Genomic DNA, 24,938 nt, shown 5'->3' on the forward strand with positions numbered 1-24,938 from the left:
GCTCTTTTTTTGGCTTCCTGTCGACGGGCGAGTCGTTCAGAGCGCCGAGTATTTCGGGCTGTTGCTCTCGACCCATTGTTTGAGCAGCGCATTGACCTGGCGATTGAAGGTGTCATTGATCGCGTCTTTAGGCGTGTTGGCCATCAACGGGATAAACCAGATGCCAAACCAGGTGCCAACCGCGTCATGGTTGCTGGCAGTGGCCATCGCCTGGCCGTTCTGGTCGAGGGTTTCCAGGCTCAATGTGTACTGGTCGGTGCCATAGGCCGGGATGACCATCATGCTGAAGCCGCTGATGAACGCCAGTACCATCGAACCGGCATTCGGCGGATGGTTGTACATCTTCAGGCGCAGGCTGTAATCGCCTGGCTGTTTCTCGAACTGATCGAGGGTCACGCGGCCGAACAGACCTGAATCCTTCAGGATCTTTTGCAGCTGTGGCTTGAGGTTGTCACGCGCTTGCGGAATTTCCACGGCGGAAGCGCTTTTCGGCTCGCCCTGGTAGAAGTCGAAATCCACATAAACGTTAGGTTTGTTGGCGTAGTTGGCCATCGATGGAAGCGTGACCGGTGCTACTTCATCCTTGGTGAAACTGGCACAGCCGCCCAGCGTGAGCACCAGACCCAGCGCAAGGATTTTCCCGAATTGCATGATGTCGTCCCTAAAATGATATCAAAGAGCCTCCATTGCGGAGCGCCGGGGCGGATTCTAGTGATCGTCCGCGCTCGGGAAAAGACCTGATTCGGGAAAACCTGAAAATATTGCCGGTTCAGTCCTGCCGCAGGTCGAGCACGTAAGTGTAATACCCGGTGTCACGCACCCAACCGAGGGACTCGTACAACCCCTGGGCGGTGAAGTTGTCAGTGGCGGTTTCCAGCACCAGGCCCTTGGCGCCAGTTTCGACGGCGAAGTCGCGCGCGGTGTTCATCAGCAATCGTCCGACTCCACGGCCTCGGGCGGCCGGCGTGGTGAACAGGTCGCTGAGCAGCCATGTCCGGTGGGCGTCTATCGAAGAAAATGTCGGGTACAACTGGACGAATCCCAGCGCGTTACCGCTTTCGTCCTCAACCAGAAAAATAGCCGATTCATTGCCGGCCATGCGCTCGGCGATGAAGGCCCGCGATTGCGCCAGGTTCGACGGCTGGCCATAAAAACCGCGATAACCGTCGAACAATTCTGCTACCGCATCCAGATGTTCCGCGTGGGCGCGCAGTGCCTGAAGACTCATATCCCCTCCCCGATCGATTCCAATGATTGCACCAGCATAGCGCTGTCCGTCGAGTACGCTGGCTTAACCGCTATATAGTTTTGTATATTGCGAGCCCGAAATGGCCAGACCTTCCATGCCGTCCATGAGCAGCATCCGCGAACGCAACCAGCAACAGATCCTCAAAGCCGCCAGCGAAGAGTTTGCCGCCAACGGCTTCGACGCGACCCAGACCCGCGACATCGCGGCCCGCGCCGGGGTGCCCAAGGCCAATCTGTATTACTACTTCCAGAGCAAGGAAAACCTCTACGGCAAAGTGCTGCTCGGCTTCGTCGAGCCGCTGCTGGAAGCCTCGGCGGTGCTGCGCGAAAGTGACGACCCGCTGATCGGCCTGCGCGCCTACGTCGCCGCCCGCATCCGCATCGCCCGCGAGCATCCGGCGATTGCCAAGGTGTTCAGTGGTGAACTGCTACTGGGCGGTCGCCAGTTGCCGGACGAATGTCGCGACCTGTTGCACGCCGAAGCCCGGCGCAATGTCGAGTGTTTGCGCAGCTGGATCGAGCGCGGCTTGCTGGCGCCGGTCGATCCCGAGCATTTGATGTTGTTCATCTGGTCGGCGACGCGCACCTACACCAATATCGGCTGGCAGATGGGGCGCATCACCGGGCGGGAAGTGCCGCAGGATGCGGACTATGAAAGGGCGGCGGATACCATTACGCGGCTGGTGCTGGGCGGCGTGGTGTCCGAGCCGGTGAGTGATGTTCGCAGGTTGATGTTTGCGACTTGAGCGGCGAAGTCATGGCATCAGGTCCAAAGGCAGTGTTGCATGCCCCGCCAAGCGTTCACGCCACGCCAACAGCACATCAGGCACCCGGGTTTTCCATTTGGGAACGTTGGTGTAATAGCGCGCCCTGACTTTGCGTTGCTCATCGAAAACCAATAGCACCAGCCAAATTCGGCCTCCCGGCGCGCTCATCAGAATCGCCGCATTGCTGGTAGCCAGGCCCCGCAACCAGAACTCGTTGACTTCCCCCTCCGGCACATCACTAGAGTTTTCACCCGTTGCCATCGAGCCACTGTTTTGTAGCAGCGTCTGATAATCATTTTTGAGCAACGTGCGCAGCGTCTGGTCTTCTTGCTGCGTATGTACTACGCCAAGGCTCAGCAAGTCGTATTCAATCGCGATCGGTTGCTCGGATGCCACATACCGACCGCCGTAGTAAACGCCCATCCCGCCACTACACGCCCCATTACCGCCATCCGAATCGACATCCAGCAAACCGTTGAACGCACTGAACTTCAGGGTGCAGTTCCCTCCGTCGAAATGCGCTACGTCACCGTCGAGTGTGGCCACACCGTCCATGTCTCCAGAGTTGCCACCATTCGACGCAGAAATATCAAAGGCAATATGAGTGGCGTCCAGACGCTTGGTTGTGACTTCTGCCGCCGATGAAACACCCCACGGAATCATCTGCCAGGTAGCATTCCAACTGAACGGTTTGGCCACGTATTCGAGCGCTTTCAGACGCATCAGATATTCACGACGCAGACAGGAGCCATTGGCGGCGCATCGATTGCGTTGTTTCAACCACGAACGCTGATCAGCCTTGAGCGCTTGCGGATCAGCCACCTGCACCAGCGTTTTGCGCCAGAGCCCCCCAAGTCTCTCATCAAGACTCGAGGTATACGGATCCGCACAAATCGCTTTTTCAACCGGGCTGGAAGCGCCGGCGCAGTCGAAACTGGCAGCGTGAGTGTTGGCAGCAAAAACGAGAGACGTCAGCAGCAAGGCGTGACGGAGATTGAAAGCGAGCATCGACAGATTCCATTCCTGAGGCGGCGGCAGTATGCCGGGCCCGGGCTATCGATGCTCTGGAATTTTCACCGGTTGCAGGCAGGCAACCGAGGGCTTCGGCAAAAGAGCATCAGAACGCGATGTCAGCTGCCGGTTTCACATCGATCCGAGCCACGGAACCGGTCAGATGCGCCCAGTCCTTGTTGTGCTCGGCGATGATGTCTTCGGCGCTCATGTTGCCGTTATCGACGGTGGAATGAGCGTCGGCCGCCAGTTCCACGTCGTAGCCCAGTTGATGGGCCTGGCGCACGGTAGCGTTGACGCAGTAATCGGTCTGCAGACCGCAGATCACCAGGCGATCGAAGTCTTCCCGGGGGATCAGTTTCTGCAGGTTGGTCTGGTAGAACGAGTCGTTGGCGGTCTTGTCGACGCGCAGATCGCCCGGCGCGGTTGCCAGGCCGTCAGCCAGTTGCCAGCCCTCGGTGCCGTGGACGAACGGACTGTCCTTTTCGTTATGCTGGATCAGTACGACTGTAACCCCAGCCTTGCGCGCGCGGGCACTGAGGCCGTTGATGGTGTCGATCACCCGTTTGATGTCGTGGCACTCGTATTCGCCTGTGCACAGGGCGCGCTGGACATCGATGATCAGCAATGCGGTGGTCATGGTGAGCCTTCCTTGATCGGTCCTTGAGACAGGGGCGGACGTGTGCCCGCCCCCTTTTTACCCTTCTCAGTAACCCAATGACAACCCGGTGTTGCGCCGTGGATCGTTGGCGCCGTAGAAGCGGTTCTTGCCGACCGGTTTACCGCCCAGCGACGGCGCGCCGACCAGAATGGCAGCGATGTGGTTGGCGTCCTGCGGACCCGCGAACTTATGGCCCCAGCTCTCGAGAATCTTCTTCGTGTCGGGGCTGGCGGCGAAGTCTTCGAGGTTGGTTTGCTCCGGCATCCACTGCTGGTGGAAACGCGGCGCATCGACCGCTTCCTGCAGGCCCATGCCGTAGTCGATGACATTGAGCATGGTCAGCAAGGTTGCCGTGATGATGCGACTACCACCCGGCGTGCCCACCACCATCACCACCTTGCCGTCCTTGGTCACGATGGTCGGGCTCATCGACGACAGCGGCGCCTTGCCGGGCGCGATGGCGTTGGCTTCGCCCTGCACCAGGCCGTACATGTTCGGCACGCCGACTTTCGAGGTGAAGTCGTCCATTTCATCGTTGAGGATCACCCCGGTCTTGCTCGCCATCACGCCTGCGCCGAACCAGTCGTTGAGGGTGTAGGTGACCGACACCGCATTGCCCCACTTGTCGACGATCGAGTAGTGCGTGGTGTTGCTGCCTTCGTGCGGCGCAACGCCGGGTTTCAGTTCCGCCGACACACCGGCCTTCTGCGGCTGGATCGCGTCACGCAGCTTGGTCGCGTAGTTCTTGTCCAGCAGATGCTCGATCGGGTTCTTCACGAAATCCGGGTCGCCCAGATAGCTGTTGCGATCCACATACGCGTGGCGCATCGCCTCGATCTGGTAGTGCATGCCCTGGGCCGAATGGAAGCCCAGATCCTTCATCGGGTAGCCTTCCAGGATGTTCATGATCTGGCAGATCACCACACCACCGGAGCTTGGCGGTGGCGCCGACACGACGTGATAACCGCGATAGTCGCACTCCACCGGAGCCAGTTCGCGGGTCTTGTATTTGTCGAGGTCGGCCTGGGTGATGATGCCCTTGTTGGCTTGGCTGGACGTGACGATGGCGTCGGCGACCCAGCCTTTGTAGAAACCGTCCGCGCCTTTTTCAGAAATGGTGCGCAGGGTCTTGCCCAGATCCTTCTGCACCAGTTTCTGCCCGACCTGCATCGGCTCGCCGTTGCTCAGGAAAATCGCACCGGAATCCTTGATGTCCTTCTTGAACACGTCGGTGGCGTAATCCAGCAGCTCGACGTCGCCCTGCTCCAGCTCGAAACCTTCTTCCGCCAGTTTGATCGCCGGGGCGATCATGTCCTTGCGCGGCTTGGTGCCGTACTTGCTCAGCGCCAGCTCCATGCCGGACACGGTGCCAGGAACGCCAACGGCCAGGTGACCACGGGTACTCAGATCAGGAATGACGTTGCCCTGCTTGTCGAGGTACATGTCGGCCGTGGCGGCCAATGGGGCTTTCTCCCGGAAGTCGAGGAAGGTCTTGCGTCCGTCCGCCAGTTGAATGGTCATGAAACCACCACCACCGAGGTTGCCCGCTGCCGGGTAAACCACCGCCAGTGCGTAGCCTACGGCGACCGCCGCATCAACCGCGTTACCGCCACTTTTCAGTACATCGACACCCACATGGGTCGCCAGATGCTGGGCGGTGACCACCATGCCGTTTTCGGCGGCAACCGGTGCCACGGAGGCGGCGTGAGCCATGAGGCAGCTGAGCGCCAATGAGGTCGCAATCAGCGATTTGGCAAAAGGTTCGTACTTCATGAGTCGGTCTCTTCTTTTTATAAGGTAGGAAAGCGCTTCAAGAGCATCAGCCAGTATGGTCGCGATTGCGGTTTGCGCCTCCCCGATCCGGCAGTATGCTGGGCGCTGTTGCCGACCCGATCCGGAGTTTTCCCCATGGCCTACACGTTCATCACCCTGCCCTCGCCCGTGGGCGAGTTGAAGCTGGTCGCGAACGGTTCACGACTGGCCGCCATCCTCTGGGAAAACGACAAACCGAACCGAGTGCGCCTCGGGCCGATGAACGAAGCCCCGGACAATCCGGTGTTGATGAAAACCGCGCAGCAACTGAAAGAATATTTTGTCGGGACGCGAAGTGCGTTCGATCTGGATCTGGATTTCGTCGGCACCGAATTCCAGAAAAAGGTCTGGACCGCATTGCTGACCATCCCGTTTGGCGAAACCCGCACCTACAGCCAGATTGCCCGGCAGATCGGTCACCCCAGCGCAGTGCGTGCGGTGGGCGCGGCGAACGGCAGAAACCCGATTTCAATCATCGCGCCCTGTCATCGGGTGATCGGAGCGTCGGGAAAACTGACCGGGTTTGCCGGAGGCCTTGAAGCCAAGGAGCGGTTGCTGACACTGGAAGGTGGCCAGTGGTCGGACATCGGCAAAACCGGTGATCTGTTTTAAGCGCCGAAGAAGTTATTCATCGCCGCGTACTGCAACAGCATGATGGTCTTGGCATCGCAGATTTCGCCTCGATGGAACGCTGCCAGTGCATCGTCGAAACGCCACTCCAGCACCTCCAGTTCTTCGGTTTCCTCCTCCAGGCCGCCGCCGTCGCCAACCTTCGACTTCGCGTCATATTCAGCGACGAAGAAGTGCAGCTTCTCGGTCACTGAACCCGGGCTCATGTAAGCCTCGAACACTTTCTTCACGTCATGCACGCGGTAACCGGTTTCCTCCTCGGCCTCATCGCGAATGCGCTGCTCCGGTGCTGCGCCTTCCAGCAACCCGGCCGCGACCTCGATCAGCAAACCGTCGTGACCGTTGACGAACACCGGCAGACGGAACTGGCGAGTCAGTACCACTGTGCGTTTTTCGCGGTTGAACAACAGAATCGCCGCACCATTGCCACGGTCGTAGACCTCACGGGTCTGGCGTTGCCATTCGCCGTTGTTGCGCAGGTAGTCGAAGGTGATTTTCTTCAGCAGGTACCAGTCGTGGGACAACACCTGAGTGTCGACGATATTGATCCGCTCGGCGGTGTTGGGCATGACGCTTCATCCATTGTTGTCATCGGGAGGCCCCATGTTAGGCGAAAAAAAGCCCGGCAGCGCTACCGGGCTTTTTATTCGATTACCGCTGACGGGCCATGTCTGCTATCGCGACATCAGGCTCCGGCGAGGCAGCTCCTGCGCCGTTGATCAACGGACCATAACGCCGACTGAACTCCCAGTTGTACGGCACACGATCCTTGCTGGTGCCGTTGTCCCAGTTTACCGACCAGGTCATCAGGCCCTTGATCGGGTGACCTTTGACCGCCAGGCGTTTCATCGCATTGCCGACCACGTTTTTGTCGATCACGTAACCGGTGGCTGCGGCGTCGACGTTGGCTGGCAGGCCGATGACGAACTTGTCCGCAGGGATTTTGGTGAACCCGCGAGTGCCGGTCACCAGACTTTCGGTCAGGTAGTAGAGGAAGTCCTCTTTCAGCGCATCGTTGTTCTGCGCGATCCACGCACCGTTGCCGTTGTTGGCCTCCGGCACCCAGACACCGTCACCGCCCTGGTTGTAGAACTGCGGCGCGATGAAGTCGTAGTAGCCTTCCAGCGCCTGCAAGTAACCGACGTATTTGCCAGTGGTGGTCAGGTACGGAAATTCCGGGGCCATGCTGATGATGAAATGCTTGCCCTGGCCTGCGTAGTGATCCTTGACCAGTTTCAGGGCGGCCGGCAGGACGGTCTTGTTGGCAGCGAAATCAATCGCGCTCTGTTCAAGATCGATGTCCAGGCCGTCGAAGCCGTAGGTTTCCACCAGACGGATGATTTCGTTGGCCAGCGGCTGCTCCTGCCCGGCACGCAACTCGATGTGCGCATCGGCGCCGCCGAGGGAAATCAGTACGGCCCGGCCCTGGCTGTTGAGTACGCCAACCTGGCGGCGAAACTCGGCATCGGAGACGTTATAGGGCTTGAAGGTCGGAATCCCGCTGCCCTTCATGAACGCAACCGCAACCACGTTGTAGTCCTTGGGCACGTTTTCCAGGGCGATGTTGGCGAACTGACCACGCTGATAGCCATCGCTCGGGCCGGCCGGCCAGTTGTGCCAGAAGCCCATGAGGATCTTCTTGCCGGCGATGCTCGGCATCAGCGAAGCCGCGTCGCTCGCCTGGTTTTGCAATAAGGTGAAGTCGATATTTGACATGTTCTAATCCTTCAGAACGTGTAGGTGGGTGTTACGGACTTATTTGAAGTCCACATCGAAGGCCTGATAAAAGGCGTTGCCGGTGTTGGCAACGATCCACATCAGGACAACAACGTGATGACCTTGCTTGTTGGCCGGAAGTTTCACTGCGTGATTGACCTTGGCCTTCAGCTCCGCCGCATGACTGTAGTACGGCACTTGCGGATAGAAGTCCTCGGCGAACGGTTTTGCTTCCAGTTGTGCACGGGTGATGCGTTGTTTCGGGTCCCAGCCATCCTTGGTGATCAGCCAGCGGTAACCGCGGGTGGTGTGCGGCGCGGTGTATTCCCATTTGACTTCAAGGGTCTGGCCAGGGGTGACGTTGAGCAGCGGCCAGGTGAACGGACGACCGAGCTTCTTGCTCATTTCCTCGTCGGTGAAGTTTACGCAATCGCGGGCATCGTCCTTGCCACCGCTGAGAATGTGACCATCGGCCGGAGGCACGACACTCGGGTTATCCGACTCGAAAGGCGCCGGGAACGGGCCGGCCACCAGTGCCGGGAAGTTCTTGCCACCTTCCATCTCGTTGACCTGCCAGCCACCGAGCAGTCCTTGTTCGATGGCCACCGCACCGCGGCTTGCAGGGGAAATGACGCGACCGTGTCGCAGTTGGGTTTGAGCTTGTGGTTGGTTCATGTTTTTCACTCCGTTGATTTAAGAACTCTCCTTTCCGAGAAGAGGCCTTCAAGCTAACGGAGGGGGATTTTTTGTCCATCGGCGGTTTTGTCGCAGCCTGCCGCGGTGTAACTCGTAAAACACCGAAAATACTGGATATAAATACAGTACATTGCGACGACGCTCACCCAACGCATGGCAAAAAGCCTACACGGCGTCATTACAAAAACCTGCATTCACCGGCTCAGGGAAGCTGCGCCTTGAACTCCTTTTCATACTGCCCGGCGAGCTGTTCTTTCTGTTTGTCGTCGAGCAGCTTGCCAGCCATCTGGAAGAACTTCTGCTCCTCTTCCTTCAAGTGGTGATGGACCTTGTCCGAGAGCTTTTTCGCCGTGGCCAGCCAGGCCGGGCTGGACATTTCGGTCTCGTCGAGCTCCTCCATCATTTCGTCCATTTCATGGTGTTCGGCGATGGCGTGGCGACTGAGATCGACGCCGTTGTCGAACTCCATCAGCGGGATGTAGAAGTGGCGTTCTTCGGCCGTTTCGTGGGCCTGCAGTTCGGCTTTCAGTTGCTTGTAGGCTTCGACGCGTTCCGGGGTATCGCCGCTGGTCTTGATCAAGGTCTTGGCGTAGCTGCGCTGCCGGTCGTGGCTTTCGCGAAGGGCTTCGAAAATATTCATGGACTCTCCCAGGCAAACGCATTCGGAATGAACGCCTTCAAGGGCTAGACCCCAACGCTGGAGCGACGGTTCCAACTGTTCGATGCCGGGATGGATCAATTGACCGAGGCGCGATAGGCTGCCGGTTCACTGCCATAAGGATGTTGCACATGAGTTTACGGATCGAGCTGTCGCAAGACTCTACAGAAGAAGAACGCCTGGCGATTCTGGCGCCGCTGCACGCCTACAACGTCGCTCAGGCCGGGATTGCCGTATCGGAGCCGCTCACGCTGCTGGTACGCGATGAACACGACACCATTCTGGGTGGACTCTATGGCCGGTTGGTCTGCCAGTGGCTGTTCGTCGATTTGCTGTCGGTGCCGGAGCAGGGTCGCCACCAGGGGATCGGGTCGAAACTGATGCGCATGGCCGAAGACCTGGCGCGTGAGAAGGGTTGCATCGGGGCCTGGCTCGACACCTTCGATTTTCAGGCACCGGAGTTCTACAAGAAGCTGGGATATAGCCAGTTTGGCGAGTTGTCGGATTACCCGCCGGGGCACAAACGCATGTTTTTCCAGAAGCGTCTGGACGTCTGAACCCCGCGGATCGCCAGGTGTTACAGACAGGTCGCCAACGCCGCCAGCCGGCGCTTGGCGACAAAGTCATCCTTCTGCGCGTAGTAGCTCAGCACCGTGCCGGACGCATTCGTGGTCACGTCGACAAACGACTCCGCCGAACGGGTGTAGACCGTCGAACCGCCCTTCTTGCCCGGTTGCAGATACGCCGCCGCATCGACGCCGAACACCGCTTCGTCCTGCCAGGCGAATTGCACGCACTGGGCCACGACTTTCTCGGGTTTGTCCGAGTTCAGGACCTTGTAAGGGGTTTGCGTGCGGGCGTCTTCCATCGCCGAACCCGCGCAACCGGCCAGCAGGGTTGCCGCCAGTGCCACCATCAGCATTCGCATTGCATTCGCTCATTCGGAAAAAAAACGGACTGTATCACCGCAACGCGCAAAATCGTTCTGCTTTACTGCATTTAGAGCGCGACACCCGCCGGCCGCTGCGGCACATTAAAGGTCATCAGCCCCACAAGGAAACCCCATGGCGCCTACCGACCAGCGACATGAACATGCCCTGAAACTGTTTCTCGATGCACACCCTGAAGTGCGCGAAGCCCTCGATCATCTCAACCCGTTGCTGGCCCAGGCCAAAGGCGAAACCCCGGCACAGTACCGCGAAGAACGCCTGCACGAAGCCTTCGAAGCCGAGGCCGAAAACCAGGGCTTGTTTGCCTGGGAACTGACGCTGCAACTGACCGCTGCAACGCCCGAGGACTATCAGGCGCAACGCCTGGAAGTGCACCGGGAAGTGGCGGAGATGGCCGGGATGGACTGGTTGGAATATTGCGACCTTTATGGCATAGAACCCTGACCTCTACGCAAGGACATCCGCGCCAATGCTGCCCACCCTCTCGACTCACCGCGCCAGCCCCGGCCACTTGCATATGCAGAAATGGCGCGGTCGCGTAGGGCTGGCAATGGTGGCCGCGCTCTCGGTCCTGGCGGGGATGACCGATGCCATCGGCTTCATGGCCAGTGGTGACTTCGTTTCATTCATGAGCGGGAACACCACACGGTTGGCGGTGGCGATCAGTGATGGCGATGTGAGTCTGACGCTGCGGCTGGTGATCCTGGTCGCGACGTTCATTCTGGGCAACGCCCTCGGCGTGGTGATCGGGCGCCTCGGCGGGCGCCGCGCACTGCCGTTGCTGCTGTGCATCGCGACGCTGCTGTGCGGGGCCGCCGCCTGGCCGTCCGAGGTGCAACTGCCGGCACTGCTGGCGGCAATCACCGCCATGGGCATGCTCAATGCCGCAGTGGAAGAAGTGAACGGTCTGGCGGTCGGACTGACCTATGTCACCGGTGCACTCTCGCGGTTCGGGCGCGGTCTGGGGCGCTGGATAATGGGCGAGCGGCGCAATGGCTGGCGCGTGCAACTGGTGCCGTGGAGCGGCATGTTCATCGGCGCCATCCTCGGTGCCGTGCTGGAGCATCACCTGGGGCTCAAAGCGCTGTACGCCAGCGGTTTGCTGGCTGCGTTGATCGGCCTGGTCTCGCTGAAAATCCCCCGGCGCTGGCAGTTGGGGTACATGCCGCGCTGAAGTCTGCGGCAACATCCACTTCGCCGCCCCGCCGAGAAAGCTTTATCATGGCCGCAGTTTTGCTGATCGAGTCCGTCATGAAGTTCGCCATAGCGTTGTTTTCCGCCGCCCATGCGCCCTCCTCGCGCCGCGCCCTGCTGTTTGCTCAGGCCGCGCTGGCCGGCGGGCATGAAATAGTCCGGCTGTTTTTCTATCAGGACGGTGTCTACAACGCGTCCGACGCCGTGGTCACGCCGCAGGACGAACTGGACCTGCCCAAACAGTGGCGAACGTTTATCACCGAACAAAACCTCGACGGCGTGGTGTGCATCGCCGCCGCTTTGCGCCGTGGCGTGTTGAATGCCGAGGAAGCCGGGCGTTATCAGCGTGATGCGGTGGCGGTCAGCGCACCGTGGGAATTGTCCGGCCTCGGCCAGTTGCATGACGCGGTTCAGGACGCCGACCGTCTGATCTGTTTCGGAGGCGCATGACATGGCCAAGTCCCTTCTGATTATCAGCCGTCAATCGCCGTGGTCCGGCCCCGGTGCCCGCGAAGCATTGGACATCGTGCTGGCCGGCGGCGCCTTCGATCTGCCGATCGGCCTGCTGTTTCTCGACGACGGCGTGTTGCAACTGGCCGCCGGGCAGAACGCCAAGGCCCTGCAACAGAAAGACCTGAGCGCCAACCTGCAAGCGTTGCCGATGTTCGGTGTCGAAGCGCTGTTCTACTGCGCCGACAGCGCCAATGCTCGCGGCCTCGGCGATCGTTCGCTGGAGGAGGCTCAGCCTTTGGCCGCCGATGAAATCACCGCCCTCATTGACCGTTACGATCAGGTGATCACCCTCTGATGTCGACTTTGCATGTGTTGTCTCATTCCCCGTTCGGTGACGAACGCCTGACCAGTTGCCTGCGCCTGCTAGGTGCTGCCGATGCGCTGCTGCTGTCTGGCGATGCCGCTTACGCGTTGCAACCCGGCACCGCGCCATTCATTGCACTGGAAACCCGCCGGGTGAAACTCTTCGTTCTGGCCGAAGACGCGCAAGCCCGCGCCGTGCAAGTTCCGGACTGGGCTGAAGCCATCGATTACCCGGCCTTCGTCGAGCTGTCGATCCACCACGACAAGGTCAACAGCTGGCTATGAATGCGCTGACCGTCGGCGCCCGCGCCATCGAACTGGACAAGGACGGCTTCCTGGTCGACCTGAACGACTGGTCGGCCGAAGTCGCCAGCGCCCTCGCCGCTGCCGAAGACATCGAGCTGAGCGCCGAACACTGGGAAGTCCTCGAACTGTTGCGCAGTTTCTATGCCGAATTCCAGCTGTCCCCGGCTACCCGGCCGCTGATCAAGTACACCGCGCTCAAGCTCGGCGCAGAGAAAGGCAACAGCCTGCACCTGAACCGACTGTTCAAAGGCACCCCTGCCAAACTCGCCGCGAAACTGGCGGGCCTGCCCAAACCGACGAATTGCCTATGACCGACTATCCAGCGCTGACCCTCGAAACACCCGCCGAGCACCCGTTCGCCCAGTTCGTGCGCATCCTCGGCAAGGGCAAGCGCGGCGCCCGCGACCTGACCCGCGAGGAAGCCCGGGAAGCCATGGGCATGGTCCTCGACGAAGCGGTCGAAGAAACCCAGCTCGGCGCCTTCCTGATGCTGCTGCGGCACAAGGAAGAAAGCGCCGAGGAAATGGCCGGCTTCACCGAAGCCCTGCGCGAACGCTTGCAGGCGCCAGCACTGAAGGTCGATCTGGACTGGCCGACCTATGCCGGCAAGAAACGTCACCTGCCGTGGTATCTGCTTGCAGCCAAGTGCCTGGCACAGAACGGTTTACGTATCTTCATGCACGGCGGCGGCGCCCATACCGCCGGGCGTTTGTACTCCGAACAACTGCTCGGTGAACTGAACATTCCGTTGTGCCGCAACTGGCAACAGGTCGGCGCGGCGCTGGACAACGGCGGTCTGGCGTTCATGCCGCTGGTGGACTGGGCACCGCAGCTGCAACGAATGATCGATCTGCGCAACACCCTCGGCCTGCGCTCGCCGATTCACTCGCTGGCGCGGATCCTCAATCCACTGGGCGCGCGTTGCGGCTTGCAGAGTATTTTCCACCCCGGCTATCAAGCGGTGCACCGCGATGCCAGTGGTCTGCTCGGCGACACGGCAATCGTGATCAAGGGTGATGGCGGCGAAATCGAGATCAACCCGGATGCCGACAGTCACCTGTACGGCACCACCGGCGGCGAGAGCTGGGACGAAGAATGGCCGCAGCTGTCGGCGCAACGCCACGTCAAACCGGCGTCGCTGGATATTGAGCATCTGAAGGCCGTCTGGCGTGGCGACGTGGAAGACAGCTACCCGCAAATGGCGCTGATTTCGACCATGGCCCTGGCCCTGCGAGGCCTTGGCCAAAGCCGCGAACAAGCCTTCGAAACCGCCGAGCAATACTGGGCCGCACGGAACAAATCGATTTAACCGATCATTTACGCCCGATCTTTGCGCTTTTTGTTCGAACTCATCGGAATAGACTCAGCTCCAACGATTATGGGTTTCTGGAGTCTTGATCATGGGTTTACTCGTCGATGGCCGCTGGCAGGACAAGTGGTACGAAAGCAGCAAAGACGGCGCGTTCCAGCGCGAACAGGCGCAGCGTCGTAACTGGGTCACTCGCAATGGCGAGCCCGGCCCGAGCGGTGAAGGCGGTTTTGCCGCCGAGGCCGGGCGTTATCACCTCTACGTCTCCCTCGCCTGTCCGTGGGCGCATCGCACGCTGATCCTGCGCAAGCTCAAGGGCCTGGAAAGTCTGATCGACGTTTCCGTCGTCAGTTGGCTGATGCTGGAAAACGGCTGGACCTTCGACCAGAACCTCGGCTCGACCGGCGACAAACTCGACCACTTCGATTTCATGCACCAGCGCTACACCGCTGACACCGCCGACTACACCGGCCGCGTCACCGTGCCGGTGCTGTGGGACAAGAAGCTCAAGCGTATCGTCAGCAACGAATCGGCGGAAATCATCCGCATGTTCAACAGCGCCTTCGATGACTTGACCGGCAACGATCTGGACTTCTATCCGGCGCCGTTACGTGGCGAGATCGATGCGTTGAACGAGCGGATCTACCCTGCCGTGAACAACGGCGTGTATCGCGCCGGGTTTGCCACCTCGCAAAAAGCCTATGAAGAAGCGTTCGACGAGGTGTTTGCCGAACTCGATCATCTGGAGCAGGTGCTGGGCGCCAACCGTTATCTGACGGGTGAATATCTGACCGAGGCGGACGTGCGGTTGTTCACCACGCTGATTCGTTTCGATGCGGTGTACCACGGGCACTTCAAATGCAATCTGCGGCGGATCAGCGATTATCCGAACCTGTCGAACTGGCTGCGTGAGATGTACCAGTGGCCGGGCGTTGCCGAGACCGTGGATTTCCAGCACATCAAGAACCACTACTACGGCAGCCACAAGACCATCAACCCGACCGGGGTGGTGCCGAAGGGGCCGAAGCAGGATTTCACTGTTGCCCATGACCGGGACCGGTTGGGCGGGAAAGGGGTTTGGCGCAGAGGTTGAAAGCATGATCGTTCCCACTGGGTGGGAACGATCATTTCAGGCTCAGACCTGCGCCTGTGCGCCTTCGAACCACGCCAGTTTCTCGCGCAGTTGCACCACTTCACCGACGATCACCAGCGTCGGCGCATGGACTTCATGCTCCGCCACCAGACGCGGCAGGTCGGCCAGCGTGCCGGTGAAGACCCGCTGATTGACCGTGGTGCCCTGCTGGATCAGCGCTGCCGGGGTATCGGCCGCACGACCATGCTTGATCAACTGCTCGCAGATGATCGGCAACCCCACCAGACCCATGTAGAACACCAGCGTCTGCGCCGGCGCGACAAGGTCGGCCCACGGCAGATCGGTGGAACCGTCCTTCAAGTGCCCGGTGACGAAACGCACCGACTGCGCGTAATCGCGATGAGTCAGCGGAATCCCGGCATACGCCGCGCAACCGCTGGCCGCGGTGATGCCCGGCACCACCTGGAACGGGATGCCATGGGCCGCCAGCTCCTCGATCTCTTCGCCGCCACGGCCGAAGATGAACGGATCACCGCCCTTCAACCGCACTACACGCTTGCCGGCCTTGGCCAGATCCACCAGTTGCTGGTTGATCTGATCCTGCGGTACGGCGTGATCGGCGCGACGCTTGCCGACGTAAACACGCTCGGCATCGCGACGGCACAGCTCAAGAATCGCCGGCGCCACCAGGCGGTCGTACAGCACCACATCGGCCTGCTGCATCAGACGCAAGGCGCGGAAGGTCAGCAGATCCGGATCGCCCGGCCCTGCGCCGACCAGATACACCTCGCCAGTGGTAACACTCGCCTCGCCATCGATTTTCGCCTGCAACAGACGCTCGGCCTCGGCGCCCTGCCCGGCCAGCTGGCGGTCGGCAATCGGCCCCTGGAACACGTCTTCCCAAAAACCGCGACGCTGCTGCACATCGGGAAACAGGCCTTTGACCTGATCGCGAAACCGCGCGGCCAGACCGGCCAGATGGCCGTAGGTCGAAGGAATCCAGGTTTCGATCTTGGCGCGGATCAACCGGGCCAGCACCGGCGCATCGCCGCCGCTGGAGACCGCAATGATCAGCGGCGAACGATCAACGATCGCCGGGAAGATCACGCTGCACAACGCAGGCGCGTCCACCACGTTGACCGGCACGCAACGCCGATGAGCATCGGCGGAAACTTGCGCGTTCAAGGCTTCATCGTCGGTAGCGGCAATAATCAGCCCGCAACCGTCCAGATCCGTTTCGACGTAACCGCGCAACAGACATTCGCCACCGCTGGCGGCAACCAGTTCACGCAGTTGCGCTTCGATTTCAGGTGCGACCACCCGCAGCAGCGCACCGGCATCGGCCAGCAGGCGGGATTTGCGCAAAGCAATTTCCCCCCCACCGACGACCAACACACGACTGCCGCGCAGGTTGTGAAACAGCGGCAGATATTTCATTTAGCCGATGACCTCAAGGCCACCCATGTACGGCTTCAGCACGTCCGGCACACGGATCGAACCGTCGGCCTGCTGGTAGTTTTCCAGCACGGCAACCAGCGTACGACCGACCGCCAGACCGGAACCGTTCAGGGTGTGTACCAGCTCAGGCTTGCCGGTTTCCGGGTTACGGAAACGCGCCTGCATGCGGCGGGCCTGGAAGTCGCCGCAGTTGGAGCACGACGAGATTTCGCGGTATTTGTCCTGGCTCGGGATCCACACTTCCAGGTCGTAAGTCTTGACCGCGCTGAAGCCCATGTCGCCGGTGCACAGCGCCAGGGTGCGGTAAGGCAGACCCAGCAGTTGCAGGACTTTCTCGGCGTTGGCAGTCAGGCTTTCCAGCGCGTCCATCGACGTCGACGGCTCGACGATCTGCACCATCTCGACCTTGTCGAACTGGTGCTGGCGGATCATGCCGCGAGTGTCACGACCCGACGCGCCGGCTTCGCTGCGGAAGCACGGAGTGTGGGCAACGAACTTGATTGGCAGTTGTTTCGAATCGACGATTTCACCGGCCACGATGTTGGTCAGCGACACTTCGGCGGTCGGGATCAGGTACAGATCGGCTTCGCCTTCGCGGGCGATCTTGAACAGGTCTTCTTCGAACTTCGGCAGTTGACCGGTGCCTTGCAGCGCCGGGGCCTGAACCAGATAAGGCGTGTAGGCCTCTTCGTAGCCGTGCTCGGTGACGTGCAGGTTGATCATGAACTGCGCCAGTGCGCGGTGCAGACGGGCAATCGGGCCACGCAGCAGCGCGAAACGTGCGCCGGACAGCTTGGCGGCGGTTTCGAAGTCGAGCCAGCCGAACTTCTCGCCCAGGGCCACGTGATCCTGAACCGGGAAATCGAAGGCCGTCGGCGTACCCCAGCGGCGGACTTCAACGTTGCCGTCTTCATCTTCGCCAACCGGTACCGATTCGTGCGGCAGGTTCGGGATGCCCAGCAGGATCGAATCCAGTTCGGTCTGGATCGCGTCCAGCTCGACTTTACCGGCGCTCAGTTCACCCGCCATGCGCTCGACGTCCGCCATCAGCGGCGCGATGTCTTCGCCGCGCTGCTTGGCCTGACCGATGGATTTGGAACGCGCGTTACGCTCAGCCTGCAGTGCTTCGGTGCGGGTCTGGACGGTCTTGCGCTGTTCTTCCAGCGCTTCGATGCGCGCGACATCCAGGGCAAAGCCACGGGAAGCCAGGCGGTCCGCTACGTCCTGGAGGTTGCTACGTAACAGTTTGGAATCGAGCATGTCGGTTTCTCGTTATCAAAGTTTGGTCAAAGTCAGGCCAGCCCAGGTCGCGAGCAGGCCGCCGAACACGCTGATGCCCAGATAACCGAAGGCTATCAGGGCCTGTCCGCTTTCCAGCAAACGCAGCGTATCCAGTGAAAAGGATGAAAACGTCGTCAGACCGCCGACAAAACCGACGATCAGACCGGCGCGGATTTCGATCGGCACTTCCGGCCGGGTCAAAAACAGTCCGTACAGCAGGCCGATGATCAGACAGCCGACCAGATTGACCGCCAGCGTTGCCGCATAGAAATGCCGGGGCCAATTGGCGCTGACCCAATTGCCAGCCGCGAAACGCAGTAATGTACCAGCGATGCCCGCCACGGACACCGCAAGAATCGTTCGAATCACTATTTTCTCCGCTGCCGGGGGCTTAAACGATCGAGTTTGGCGAGGTGGTTGAGCTTCTCGCCAATCTTCAGTTCCAGGCCACGGGGCACCGGTTGGTAGAACGGGATGGGGTCGAGCTCTTCCGGAAAGTAGTCTTCGCCGGCCGCGTAGGCGTCCGGTTCATCGTGGGCATAGCGGTATTCGTCGCCATAACCCAATTGTTTCATCAACTTGGTCGGTGCGTTGCGCAGGTGCAGCGGCACTTCCAGCGAGCCATGTTCGGCAGCGGCCCGCAGCGCGGTCTTGAAGCCCATGTACACCGCGTTGCTTTTTGGTGCGCACGCCAGATACGTGATGGCCTGGGCCACGGCGAGTTCGCCCTCGGGGCTGCCGAGACGCTCCTGCACTTCCCATGCTGCCAGGCACAGACTCAGGGCGCGCGGGTCGGCATTGCCGATGTCTTCGCTGGCCATGCGCACCACGCGGCGGGCCAGATACAGCGGATCGCAGCCGCCGTCGATCATCCGCGCAAACCAGTACAACGCGCCGTCCGGATTGGAGCCGCGCACCGATTTGTGCAGCGCGGAAATCTGGTCGTAGAACGCTTCGCCGCCCTTGTCGAAACGCCGACGCGTATCGCCGAGCAGGCTTTGCAGCAGCTCGGTGCCCATCTCGCTGTTGTCTTCGGCCAGGTCCGAAGCGTTCTCCAGCAGATTGAGCAAGCGCCGGCCATCGCCGTCGGCGGCGGACAGCAGCATCTGGAAGCCTTCATCGCTGAGGGTCAGATTGCGCTTGCCCAGACCGCGTTCTTCGGTGAGTGCGCGGTGCACCAGTTTGCGCAACGCCGCCTCGTCGAGGCTCTTGAGTACGTAGACCCGGGCCCGCGACAGCAACGCGTTGTTCAATTCGAAGGAAGGGTTTTCGGTGGTTGCCCCGATGAAGATCAGCGTGCCGTCTTCAACGTAAGGCAGAAAAGCGTCCTGCTGGGACTTGTTGAAGCGGTGAACTTCGTCGACAAACAGGATCGTGCGCTTGCCGTATTGGCCGGCCTGCTGCTTGGCGATTTCCACCGCCTGACGGATCTCTTTTACGCCGGCCAATACGGCCGAAACCGTTTCGAAATGCGCATCCGAGACTTCCGCCAGCAGCCGCGCCAGCGTGGTCTTGCCCACGCCCGGCGGGCCCCAGAAGATCATCGAATGCAGGGCACCCTGCTCCAGCGCTTCGCGCAGAGGTTTGCCGCGAGCGAGCACGTGTTCCTGACCGACGTACTCATCCAGATTGGTCGCCCGCAAACGGGCGGCCAGTGGCTGGGCAATCGGTGCACTGCGAAACAGATCCATCACGTACCGTTGAAACCTCTGTGTTTATTCCTGGATCACATCGGCACCCTTCGGGATGTCGAACTTGAACTTCGAGGCCGGGACCGCTTCGTTGGCCTTCACCCCGGTGAACAGGATGTTGGTGCGCTGGCCGACGCTGTCGATCAATTGCATGTCATTGACCAGACCGTTACGGAACGACAGACGCAGGCTGTCGAACAGGGTGTCCTTGGTTTTCGGCTTCAGCGTGAAGTCGATCACGCCACCGGCTTCCTTGGCGCTGATGTCGAAGCTCTGGCTGATCTTCGATACGTCACCGGACAGCAACAGGGCCGGGGTCTGGGTCAGGCGCTCATCGAGTTTCTTGATGGTGGCCTGTTCCAGGTCCGGGTCCCACAGGGTGACTTTCTTGCCGTCGGAGACCATGGTCTGCTCGGCGGGGGCATTGGTGTGCCAGTAGAACAGGCCCGGACGCTGCAGGGTCATGTCGCCAGTGGTTTCCTGCAACTGGGTGCCGCTGCCGTCGAGGGTGAGCTGGGAGAAGTTCGCGGTCAGGGTCTTGGATGTTTCCAGCAATTGGGTCAGGCGTGCCACATCCTTGTCATCGGCGTGAGCCGTGAGGGTGGTCAGAGCCAGTACTGGCAGCAGCATGCGGATAAGACGCATGGGAGTCCTCTTGAATACTCGTGGGAAAGTGGAAGGCGCTTCATGCACCGTCCTTTGCATGTGAATCAGGGTATCGAATCAGTCGCGTACCGGGCCAGGGGCCAGGACTTCGCGGGAACCGTTAGTGTTCATGGACGTCACGACCCCGGCCATTTCCATGGCTTCGATCATGCGCGCGGCACGGTTGTAACCGATCTTCAGCTTGCGCTGTACAGCGGAGATGGAGGCGCGGCGGCTTTCCAGTACGAACTGCACGGCTTCGTCGTACAGTGCGTCGGCTTCCGGATCATCGCCATCACCGCCGCCGCTGCTGCCTTCGAAACCACTGCCCGCCTCTTCGACACCGTTGAGGATGTCGTCGTTGTATTCCGGCGCACCGCGCAGCTTCCAGGCTTCCACCACCCGGTGAACTTCATCGTCGGACACGAAGGCGCCGTGAACCCGGATCGGCAGGCTGGTGCCCGGCGGCATGTAGAGCATGTCACCGTGGCCAAGCAGTTGTTCGGCGCCACCCTGGTCGATGATGGTCCGGGAGTCGATCTTGCTCGATACCTGGAACGCCATCCGCGTCGGGATGTTGGCCTTGATCAGACCGGTGATCACGTCAACCGACGGACGCTGGGTCGCAAGGATCAGGTGGATACCGGCGGCCCGCGCTTTCTGAGCGATACGGGCGATCAGCTCTTCAACCTTCTTGCCGACGATCATCATCATGTCGGCGAATTCGTCCACGACCACAACGATGGTCGGCAACTTCTGCAACAGCGGCGCTTCGTCGTGGATGCTTTCGCGCTTGTACAGCGGATCGCTCAGCGGCTCGCCGGCGTCCTGGGCTTCCTTGACCTTGGCGTTGAAGCCGGACAGATTTCGCACGCCCATCTTCGCCATCAGCTTGTAACGGCGCTCCATCTCGGCAACGCTCCAGCGCAGGGCGTTGGCGGCGTCCTTCATGTCGGTCACGACCGGGCACAGCAGATGCGGAATGCCTTCGTAGATCGACAATTCCAACATCTTCGGGTCGATCATGATCAGCTTGGCGTCTTCCGGGCCGGACTTGAACAGGATCGACAGGATCATCGCGTTCACGCCCACCGACTTACCGGAACCGGTCGTACCGGCCACCAGCAAGTGAGGCATCTTCGCCAGGTCAGTAATGACCGGCTTGCCGCCGATGTCGTGGCCCAGGGCCAGGGTGACCGGCGACTTGAAGTTGTCGTACTCGGGGGTCGACAGCACTTCGGAGAAGCGCACGATCTGCCGGTCTTCGTTGGGAATCTCGATACCGACCGTGGTCTTGCCCGGAATGACTTCCACCACCCGCACACTGGTTACGGCCAGCGAACGTGCAAGGTCTTTGGCCAGGTTGGCGATACGGCTGACCTTGACGCCAGCGGCAGGCTGGATTTCGTAACGGGTAATGACCGGGCCGGGGTGGATCGAATCCACAGTGACTTCGACGCCGAATTCCTTGAGCTTGATCTCCAGCAAGTGACCGACCGCCGCCAGGGACTCGGGCGAATAATTGAGTTGTTTCTTTTCCGCAGGATCGAGAATCGAGATCGGCGGCAAGGTGCCTTCCACGGCACTGTCGACGAACAGCGGCGCCTGCTTCTCTTTCTGCACGCGCTTGCTTGGCTCTGGCGCCTTGACCGGGGCCGGAGCGATGACCGGCGGAACCTGTTTCTCGCGCTCGGACATGTGCTTGCTCAGGGCCTGTTCACGCTCGATCAGACGCTCCTTGACCTTGGCCTGCTCACGCTTGTCGGTGACTGTCGGGGCGACCACGTCGTGCACCCGGTCATCGACTTCACGCAATTGCGCGACCAGTTGCTTGCGCTCGGTCCGCGCCGACCACCAGCGGTTGACCGCGCCCTGGAACAGTTCGAACAGGTCGAGGGTGATCTTGCCGGTAACGTCCATCACCTTGAACCACGACAGGTCGGTGAATACGGTCAGGCCGAACAGGAACAGCGCGATGAACAGCAAGGTGCTGCCCTGAATGTTCAGGGCGTTGCGAGCCAGATCACCGAGGCTTTCACCCAGCGCGCCACCCGCACCGGCCGGCAACGCGGTGGCCGCGTGGAAATGAATGTGCGCCAGCGCAGCGCCGGACAGCACCAGAAACACCAGGCCGATCAGGCGCCAGGAGAACAGCCAGCCGCTCCACTGCCAGGGTTCGTGGCGCTGACGGAAGATCTGATACGCCTTGATCGCCAGCAGCAGCGGGAAGATGTACGCGAAGTAACCCAGCACCATGAACAGGATGTCGGCGCTGTAGGAGCCCGCCGGGCCGCCGAAATTCTGCACGTCGTCGATCTTGCTGTTGTGGCTCCAGCCCGGATCGTCCTTGCCGTAAGTCAGCAAGGCCATCATCAGGAACAGGCACAAGGCACCGATGGCGATCAATGCACCTTCCTTGAGTCGGTAGTGCAATTGCTGGCGCCAGAGCGGGACGACTGTTTTTGGTGCTGCGGTGGATTTCTTCAAAACGCTTCTTTTCCTGCGCCAGAGGCGCGTCCATCTATTGAATGACGATAAAAAACTGCCCAATCCAGGCAGGTAAAAAAATTGACGGGCACAACTGAGACTACTTTTAACACTGCGCCCCGTGTTTTATAAACACGGCACACTGCGAATATTCTGTAACAGCCCGGCATTGTACGGGTTTGCGCGTGCGATGCCATGCTTCGAGCCCCAGGTTCAAGCATAGCCAAGCAGACAAAACCTGCGACGCAATTTGAGCATGCATTGTCTTTTGTGACAAAGGCTTATGAGGTGTATTTGATGAACGTAGCGAAGCATCCCCATCTGATCGCTCATGACGGCCAAATGCCCTCATTAGACGCACTCCCGAACACTCTGCAAGTTCGCGCTCGATGCCCGTCTACGACCACGCCTGCCCGACCAAGTTGCAGCCGCGCAATCATCGAGCAGGTTCGGGAGGACATTCGCGTTATTTAACGGCACACTTTGCAACGGGCCCAGCGGCCCGCTGCCCTCCCCTTCTGCAAGCCTGGACGCCATGCTGACTTGGTTACAACGCAATTCACTGACTTTCCCGCCACTGGAAAAGGCCATGCGCGATCCCAACGGATTGCTGGCGGCCGGCGGCGACCTGTCCGCCGATCGCCTGATCCAGGCCTATCGCCATGGCTGCTTTCCGTGGTTCTCCGAAGGCCAGCCCATCCTCTGGTGGTCGCCGGATCCGCGCACCGTGTTGTTTCCCGACGAACTGCATGTCTCGCGCAGCCTCGGCAAACTCCTGCGCCAGCAACGCTATCAAGTGACTTTCGATCAGGATTTCGAGGCGGTCATTCGCGCCTGTGCCGCACCACGGGATTACGCCGACGGCACCTGGATCACCCAGGCCATGCAGGACGCCTACGTCGAACTGCACCAGCGCGGCTTCGCCCATTCGGTGGAAGTGTGGGAACAGGGCGAACTGGTCGGCGGACTCTACGGCCTGGCGATGGGCCAATTGTTTTTTGGCGAGTCGATGTTCAGTCGCGCCGACAACGCCTCCAAGTACGGCTTCGCCACGCTGGTGCGACACCTCAAAGACTCGGGTTTCGTACTGATCGACTGCCAGATGCCTACCGATCATCTGCACAGCCTCGGTGCCCGGGCGATCTCCCGCCCCGCATTTGCCGAATATCTGGCCCGGCACCTCGATCAACCCAACCTTGCCACCTGGGTTTGCTGAGCGACTTTTGCGCGCGTGGCTTACACTTAATTCACCAGCTTACCCCCGAGGGTTGATCATGACCGAGTTGGCGCGGTTGAAGTTTTATGCCACTCAGCCTCACTCTTGCAGTTATCTGCCCGAGGAGCAGGCCACGACCCTGTTTCTCGACCCGAGCCAGCCCATGGATGTGCATGTCTACGCAGACCTGTCGGAAATGGGCTTTCGTCGCAGCGGCGATCACCTGTACCGCCCGCATTGCCAGAACTGCAATGCCTGCGTGCCTGCGCGCATTCCGGTGGCGCAGTTCAACCCCAATCGGCAGCAAAAACGCATTTTCAAACGCAATGCCGACTTGCAGGTGCGCCCGGTCAAGCCTGGTTTCAGCGAAGAATATTTCGATCTTTATCAGCGTTACATCGAACAACGCCATGCCGACGGCGATATGTACCCGCCGAGCCGTGATCAATTCTCGACTTTTCTGGTTCGCGACCTGCCCTTCTCACGCTTCTACGAATTCCGGCTCGACGGACGGTTGCTGGCGGTCGCCGTCACCGATCTGCTGCCCAACGGTCTGTCGGCGGTCTACACCTTTTACGAACCGGAGGAAGAGCGTCGTAGCCTGGGGCGCTACGCCATCCTCTGGCAGATCGGCGAGGCCCAGCGGCTGGGGCTCGAGGCGGTGTACCTGGGTTACTGGATCAAAAACTGCAAAAAGATGAACTACAAGACCCAATATCGACCGATCGAACTGCTGATTAATCAGCGCTGGGTCATCCTGAACTGAATGCAAGCCCTAAACCCCTTGGCGTAAACCCCATTTTTCGGGCACAATGCACGCCGCTTTTGCCTGGCGCAGTTGCACCGGGCCATTCATTGGACACCGAGGGCTTTACTGCATGTCGAAAGAAGACAGCTTCGAAATGGAAGGCACTGTCGTCGACACCCTGCCCAACACCATGTTTCGTGTGGAGTTGGAAAATGGGCACGTCGTAACCGCGCATATCTCCGGCAAGATGCGCAAGAACTACATTCGTATTCTTACCGGTGACAAAGTGCGCGTCGAGCTGACGCCCTATGACTTGAGCAAAGGGCGTATTACTTACCGCGCTCGCTAATCAAGTCAATACAAGACGCCCGGCTTAATGCCGGGCGTTTTTGTTTGTCTGGGGTTTGGTTCTTTGTGCTTGAGTTTTGGGGGCATATCCGTTGCTTCGGGTGCTGCCGCTGGCGGTTTCGCTCTTACATCTATGGTTACCCCCTTTTCTGCAATACTGTTTTTTGATGAGTGGTTGGCTTGCTTTCATCTATCCG

At 60.2% G+C, this 24,938-nt stretch carries 29 protein-coding genes and 1 pseudogene; 14 read left to right on the forward strand and 16 right to left on the reverse strand.

Translation table 11 applies throughout. The features are described from left to right. Positions 1-36: 36 nt before the first annotated feature. Together AC07VV_RS07935 and AC07VV_RS07940 are read right to left on the reverse strand one after the other, a co-directional pair. Positions 37-651, reverse strand: coding sequence for a hypothetical protein (locus AC07VV_RS07935; RefSeq protein ID WP_495035899.1), 615 nt, complete (start codon positions 649-651; stop codon positions 37-39). A 118-nt stretch (positions 652-769) separates the two neighbouring features. Then, positions 770-1,228 (reverse strand): GNAT family N-acetyltransferase, encoded by a 459-nt coding sequence (locus tag AC07VV_RS07940; RefSeq protein ID WP_495035900.1) that lies wholly within the window; start codon positions 1,226-1,228, stop codon positions 770-772. Between the two features lie 124 nt (positions 1,229-1,352). On the opposite strand from AC07VV_RS07940, the gene AC07VV_RS07945 reads away from it, so the two are divergent. Beyond that, entirely contained in the window at positions 1,353-1,994 is a 642-nt protein-coding gene (locus tag AC07VV_RS07945; RefSeq protein WP_495035951.1) for a TetR/AcrR family transcriptional regulator, read from the forward strand. Positions 1,995-2,003: 9 nt separating this feature from the next. Here AC07VV_RS07945 and AC07VV_RS07950 read toward each other — a convergent pair whose 3' ends face one another. The 3 genes from AC07VV_RS07950 to ggt all read right to left on the reverse strand — a co-directional run bounded on the left by AC07VV_RS07950 (position 2,004) and on the right by ggt (position 5,460). Continuing rightward, a complete protein-coding gene (locus AC07VV_RS07950; protein WP_495035901.1) occupies positions 2,004-3,023 on the reverse strand; it encodes a lysozyme inhibitor LprI family protein in 1,020 nt (339 codons plus the stop codon). Positions 3,024-3,132: 109 nt separating this feature from the next. Further along, entirely contained in the window at positions 3,133-3,666 is a 534-nt protein-coding gene (locus AC07VV_RS07955) for a cysteine hydrolase family protein (RefSeq protein ID WP_096822630.1), read from the reverse strand. A gap of 66 nt (positions 3,667-3,732) precedes the next feature. Further along, the gene (gene ggt / locus AC07VV_RS07960; protein ID WP_495035902.1) at positions 3,733-5,460 is read right to left on the reverse strand and encodes a gamma-glutamyltransferase; all 1,728 of its coding nucleotides are present in this window, start codon (positions 5,458-5,460) and stop codon (positions 3,733-3,735) included. 135 nt (positions 5,461-5,595) lie between these two features. Between ggt and AC07VV_RS07965 the strand changes: the two genes are divergently transcribed. Continuing rightward, entirely contained in the window at positions 5,596-6,111 is a 516-nt protein-coding gene (locus AC07VV_RS07965; RefSeq protein WP_495035903.1) for a methylated-DNA--[protein]-cysteine S-methyltransferase, read from the forward strand. Here AC07VV_RS07965 and AC07VV_RS07970 read toward each other — a convergent pair. The 4 genes and pseudogenes from AC07VV_RS07970 to AC07VV_RS07985 form a co-directional block, all read right to left on the reverse strand. Further along, positions 6,108-6,698 (reverse strand): NUDIX domain-containing protein, encoded by a 591-nt coding sequence (locus tag AC07VV_RS07970; protein ID WP_493072123.1) that lies wholly within the window; start codon positions 6,696-6,698, stop codon positions 6,108-6,110. The genes AC07VV_RS07965 and AC07VV_RS07970 overlap by 4 nt on opposite strands. A gap of 118 nt (positions 6,699-6,816) precedes the next feature. Further along, a pseudogene (locus tag AC07VV_RS07975) lies at positions 6,817-7,845 on the reverse strand (chitinase); the annotation flags it as partial. Positions 7,846-7,884: 39 nt separating this feature from the next. Further along, positions 7,885-8,520 carry a lytic polysaccharide monooxygenase auxiliary activity family 9 protein gene (locus AC07VV_RS07980; protein ID WP_192558391.1) on the reverse strand — a complete coding sequence of 212 codons (636 nt, stop codon included), beginning with the start codon at positions 8,518-8,520 and terminating at the stop codon, positions 7,885-7,887. A 223-nt stretch (positions 8,521-8,743) separates the two neighbouring features. Further along, a complete protein-coding gene (locus AC07VV_RS07985) occupies positions 8,744-9,181 on the reverse strand; it encodes a hemerythrin domain-containing protein (RefSeq protein ID WP_273535945.1) in 438 nt (145 codons plus the stop codon). Positions 9,182-9,330: 149 nt separating this feature from the next. On the opposite strand from AC07VV_RS07985, the gene AC07VV_RS07990 reads away from it, so the two are divergent. Then, a complete protein-coding gene (locus AC07VV_RS07990; RefSeq protein ID WP_096822636.1) occupies positions 9,331-9,756 on the forward strand; it encodes a GNAT family N-acetyltransferase in 426 nt (141 codons plus the stop codon). Between the two features lie 20 nt (positions 9,757-9,776). Here the strand turns inward: AC07VV_RS07990 and AC07VV_RS07995 are convergent, their stop codons facing one another. Next, a complete protein-coding gene (locus AC07VV_RS07995; protein WP_096822637.1) occupies positions 9,777-10,127 on the reverse strand; it encodes a hypothetical protein in 351 nt (116 codons plus the stop codon). A gap of 136 nt (positions 10,128-10,263) precedes the next feature. On the opposite strand from AC07VV_RS07995, the gene AC07VV_RS08000 reads away from it, so the two are divergent. The 8 genes from AC07VV_RS08000 to AC07VV_RS08035 all read left to right on the forward strand — a co-directional run bounded on the left by AC07VV_RS08000 (position 10,264) and on the right by AC07VV_RS08035 (position 14,867). After that, positions 10,264-10,593, forward strand: coding sequence for a DUF6388 family protein (locus AC07VV_RS08000; protein ID WP_495035904.1), 330 nt, complete (start codon positions 10,264-10,266; stop codon positions 10,591-10,593). A gap of 25 nt (positions 10,594-10,618) precedes the next feature. Beyond that, positions 10,619-11,323: a YoaK family protein gene (locus tag AC07VV_RS08005; RefSeq protein ID WP_495035905.1), complete on the forward strand. Its 705-nt coding sequence runs from the start codon at positions 10,619-10,621 to the stop codon at positions 11,321-11,323. Positions 11,324-11,400: 77 nt separating this feature from the next. Continuing rightward, positions 11,401-11,793, forward strand: coding sequence for a sulfurtransferase complex subunit TusD (gene tusD, locus AC07VV_RS08010; RefSeq protein WP_102622718.1), 393 nt, complete (start codon positions 11,401-11,403; stop codon positions 11,791-11,793). A 1-nt stretch (position 11,794) separates the two neighbouring features. After that, positions 11,795-12,151 (forward strand): sulfurtransferase complex subunit TusC, encoded by a 357-nt coding sequence (gene tusC / locus AC07VV_RS08015; protein ID WP_495035906.1) that lies wholly within the window; start codon positions 11,795-11,797, stop codon positions 12,149-12,151. Further along, positions 12,151-12,444 (forward strand): sulfurtransferase complex subunit TusB, encoded by a 294-nt coding sequence (gene tusB, locus AC07VV_RS08020; protein ID WP_495035907.1) that lies wholly within the window; start codon positions 12,151-12,153, stop codon positions 12,442-12,444. The genes tusC and tusB overlap by 1 nt, the downstream gene beginning before the upstream one ends. Further along, entirely contained in the window at positions 12,441-12,776 is a 336-nt protein-coding gene (locus AC07VV_RS08025) for a TusE/DsrC/DsvC family sulfur relay protein (protein WP_085732133.1), read from the forward strand. Before tusB ends, AC07VV_RS08025 begins: the two co-directional genes overlap by 4 nt. Then, a complete protein-coding gene (locus AC07VV_RS08030) occupies positions 12,773-13,774 on the forward strand; it encodes a glycosyl transferase family protein (RefSeq protein WP_495035908.1) in 1,002 nt (333 codons plus the stop codon). The genes AC07VV_RS08025 and AC07VV_RS08030 overlap by 4 nt, the downstream gene beginning before the upstream one ends. A 91-nt stretch (positions 13,775-13,865) precedes the next feature. Continuing rightward, positions 13,866-14,867, forward strand: a complete 1,002-nt coding sequence (locus AC07VV_RS08035) for a glutathione S-transferase family protein (RefSeq protein ID WP_495035909.1) — start codon at positions 13,866-13,868, stop codon at positions 14,865-14,867. Between the two features lie 42 nt (positions 14,868-14,909). Here the strand turns inward: AC07VV_RS08035 and cysG are convergent, their stop codons facing one another. The 6 genes from cysG to AC07VV_RS08065 all read right to left on the reverse strand — a co-directional run bounded on the left by cysG (position 14,910) and on the right by AC07VV_RS08065 (position 22,429). Continuing rightward, positions 14,910-16,304, reverse strand: a complete 1,395-nt coding sequence (gene cysG / locus AC07VV_RS08040) for a siroheme synthase CysG (RefSeq protein WP_495035910.1) — start codon at positions 16,302-16,304, stop codon at positions 14,910-14,912. Further along, entirely contained in the window at positions 16,305-17,585 is a 1,281-nt protein-coding gene (gene serS, locus AC07VV_RS08045) for a serine--tRNA ligase (RefSeq protein WP_192558399.1), read from the reverse strand. 15 nt (positions 17,586-17,600) lie between these two features. After that, the gene (gene crcB, locus AC07VV_RS08050) at positions 17,601-17,975 is read right to left on the reverse strand and encodes a fluoride efflux transporter CrcB (protein ID WP_096822646.1); all 375 of its coding nucleotides are present in this window, start codon (positions 17,973-17,975) and stop codon (positions 17,601-17,603) included. Next, positions 17,975-19,297: a replication-associated recombination protein A gene (locus AC07VV_RS08055; RefSeq protein WP_102622713.1), complete on the reverse strand. Its 1,323-nt coding sequence runs from the start codon at positions 19,295-19,297 to the stop codon at positions 17,975-17,977. The genes crcB and AC07VV_RS08055 overlap by 1 nt, the downstream gene beginning before the upstream one ends. Positions 19,298-19,321: 24 nt before the next feature. Continuing rightward, positions 19,322-19,942 carry an outer membrane lipoprotein periplasmic chaperone LolA gene (gene lolA, locus AC07VV_RS08060; protein WP_007958184.1) on the reverse strand — a complete coding sequence of 207 codons (621 nt, stop codon included), beginning with the start codon at positions 19,940-19,942 and terminating at the stop codon, positions 19,322-19,324. Between the two features lie 78 nt (positions 19,943-20,020). After that, positions 20,021-22,429, reverse strand: a complete 2,409-nt coding sequence (locus AC07VV_RS08065; protein ID WP_102622714.1) for a DNA translocase FtsK — start codon at positions 22,427-22,429, stop codon at positions 20,021-20,023. 535 nt (positions 22,430-22,964) lie between these two features. Between AC07VV_RS08065 and aat the strand changes: the two genes are divergently transcribed. The 3 genes from aat to infA all read left to right on the forward strand — a co-directional run bounded on the left by aat (position 22,965) and on the right by infA (position 24,742). Beyond that, positions 22,965-23,645: a leucyl/phenylalanyl-tRNA--protein transferase gene (gene aat, locus AC07VV_RS08070; protein WP_192558400.1), complete on the forward strand. Its 681-nt coding sequence runs from the start codon at positions 22,965-22,967 to the stop codon at positions 23,643-23,645. A gap of 58 nt (positions 23,646-23,703) precedes the next feature. Beyond that, complete coding sequence (locus tag AC07VV_RS08075; RefSeq protein WP_096822650.1) at positions 23,704-24,411, forward strand: arginyltransferase; 708 nt, start codon at positions 23,704-23,706, stop codon at positions 24,409-24,411. A 112-nt stretch (positions 24,412-24,523) separates the two neighbouring features. Beyond that, positions 24,524-24,742, forward strand: coding sequence for a translation initiation factor IF-1 (gene infA, locus AC07VV_RS08080; RefSeq protein WP_002553999.1), 219 nt, complete (start codon positions 24,524-24,526; stop codon positions 24,740-24,742). Positions 24,743-24,938 lie beyond the last annotated feature (196 nt).

This window comes from Pseudomonas sp. GW821-FHT02C04 (assembly GCF_059421845.1).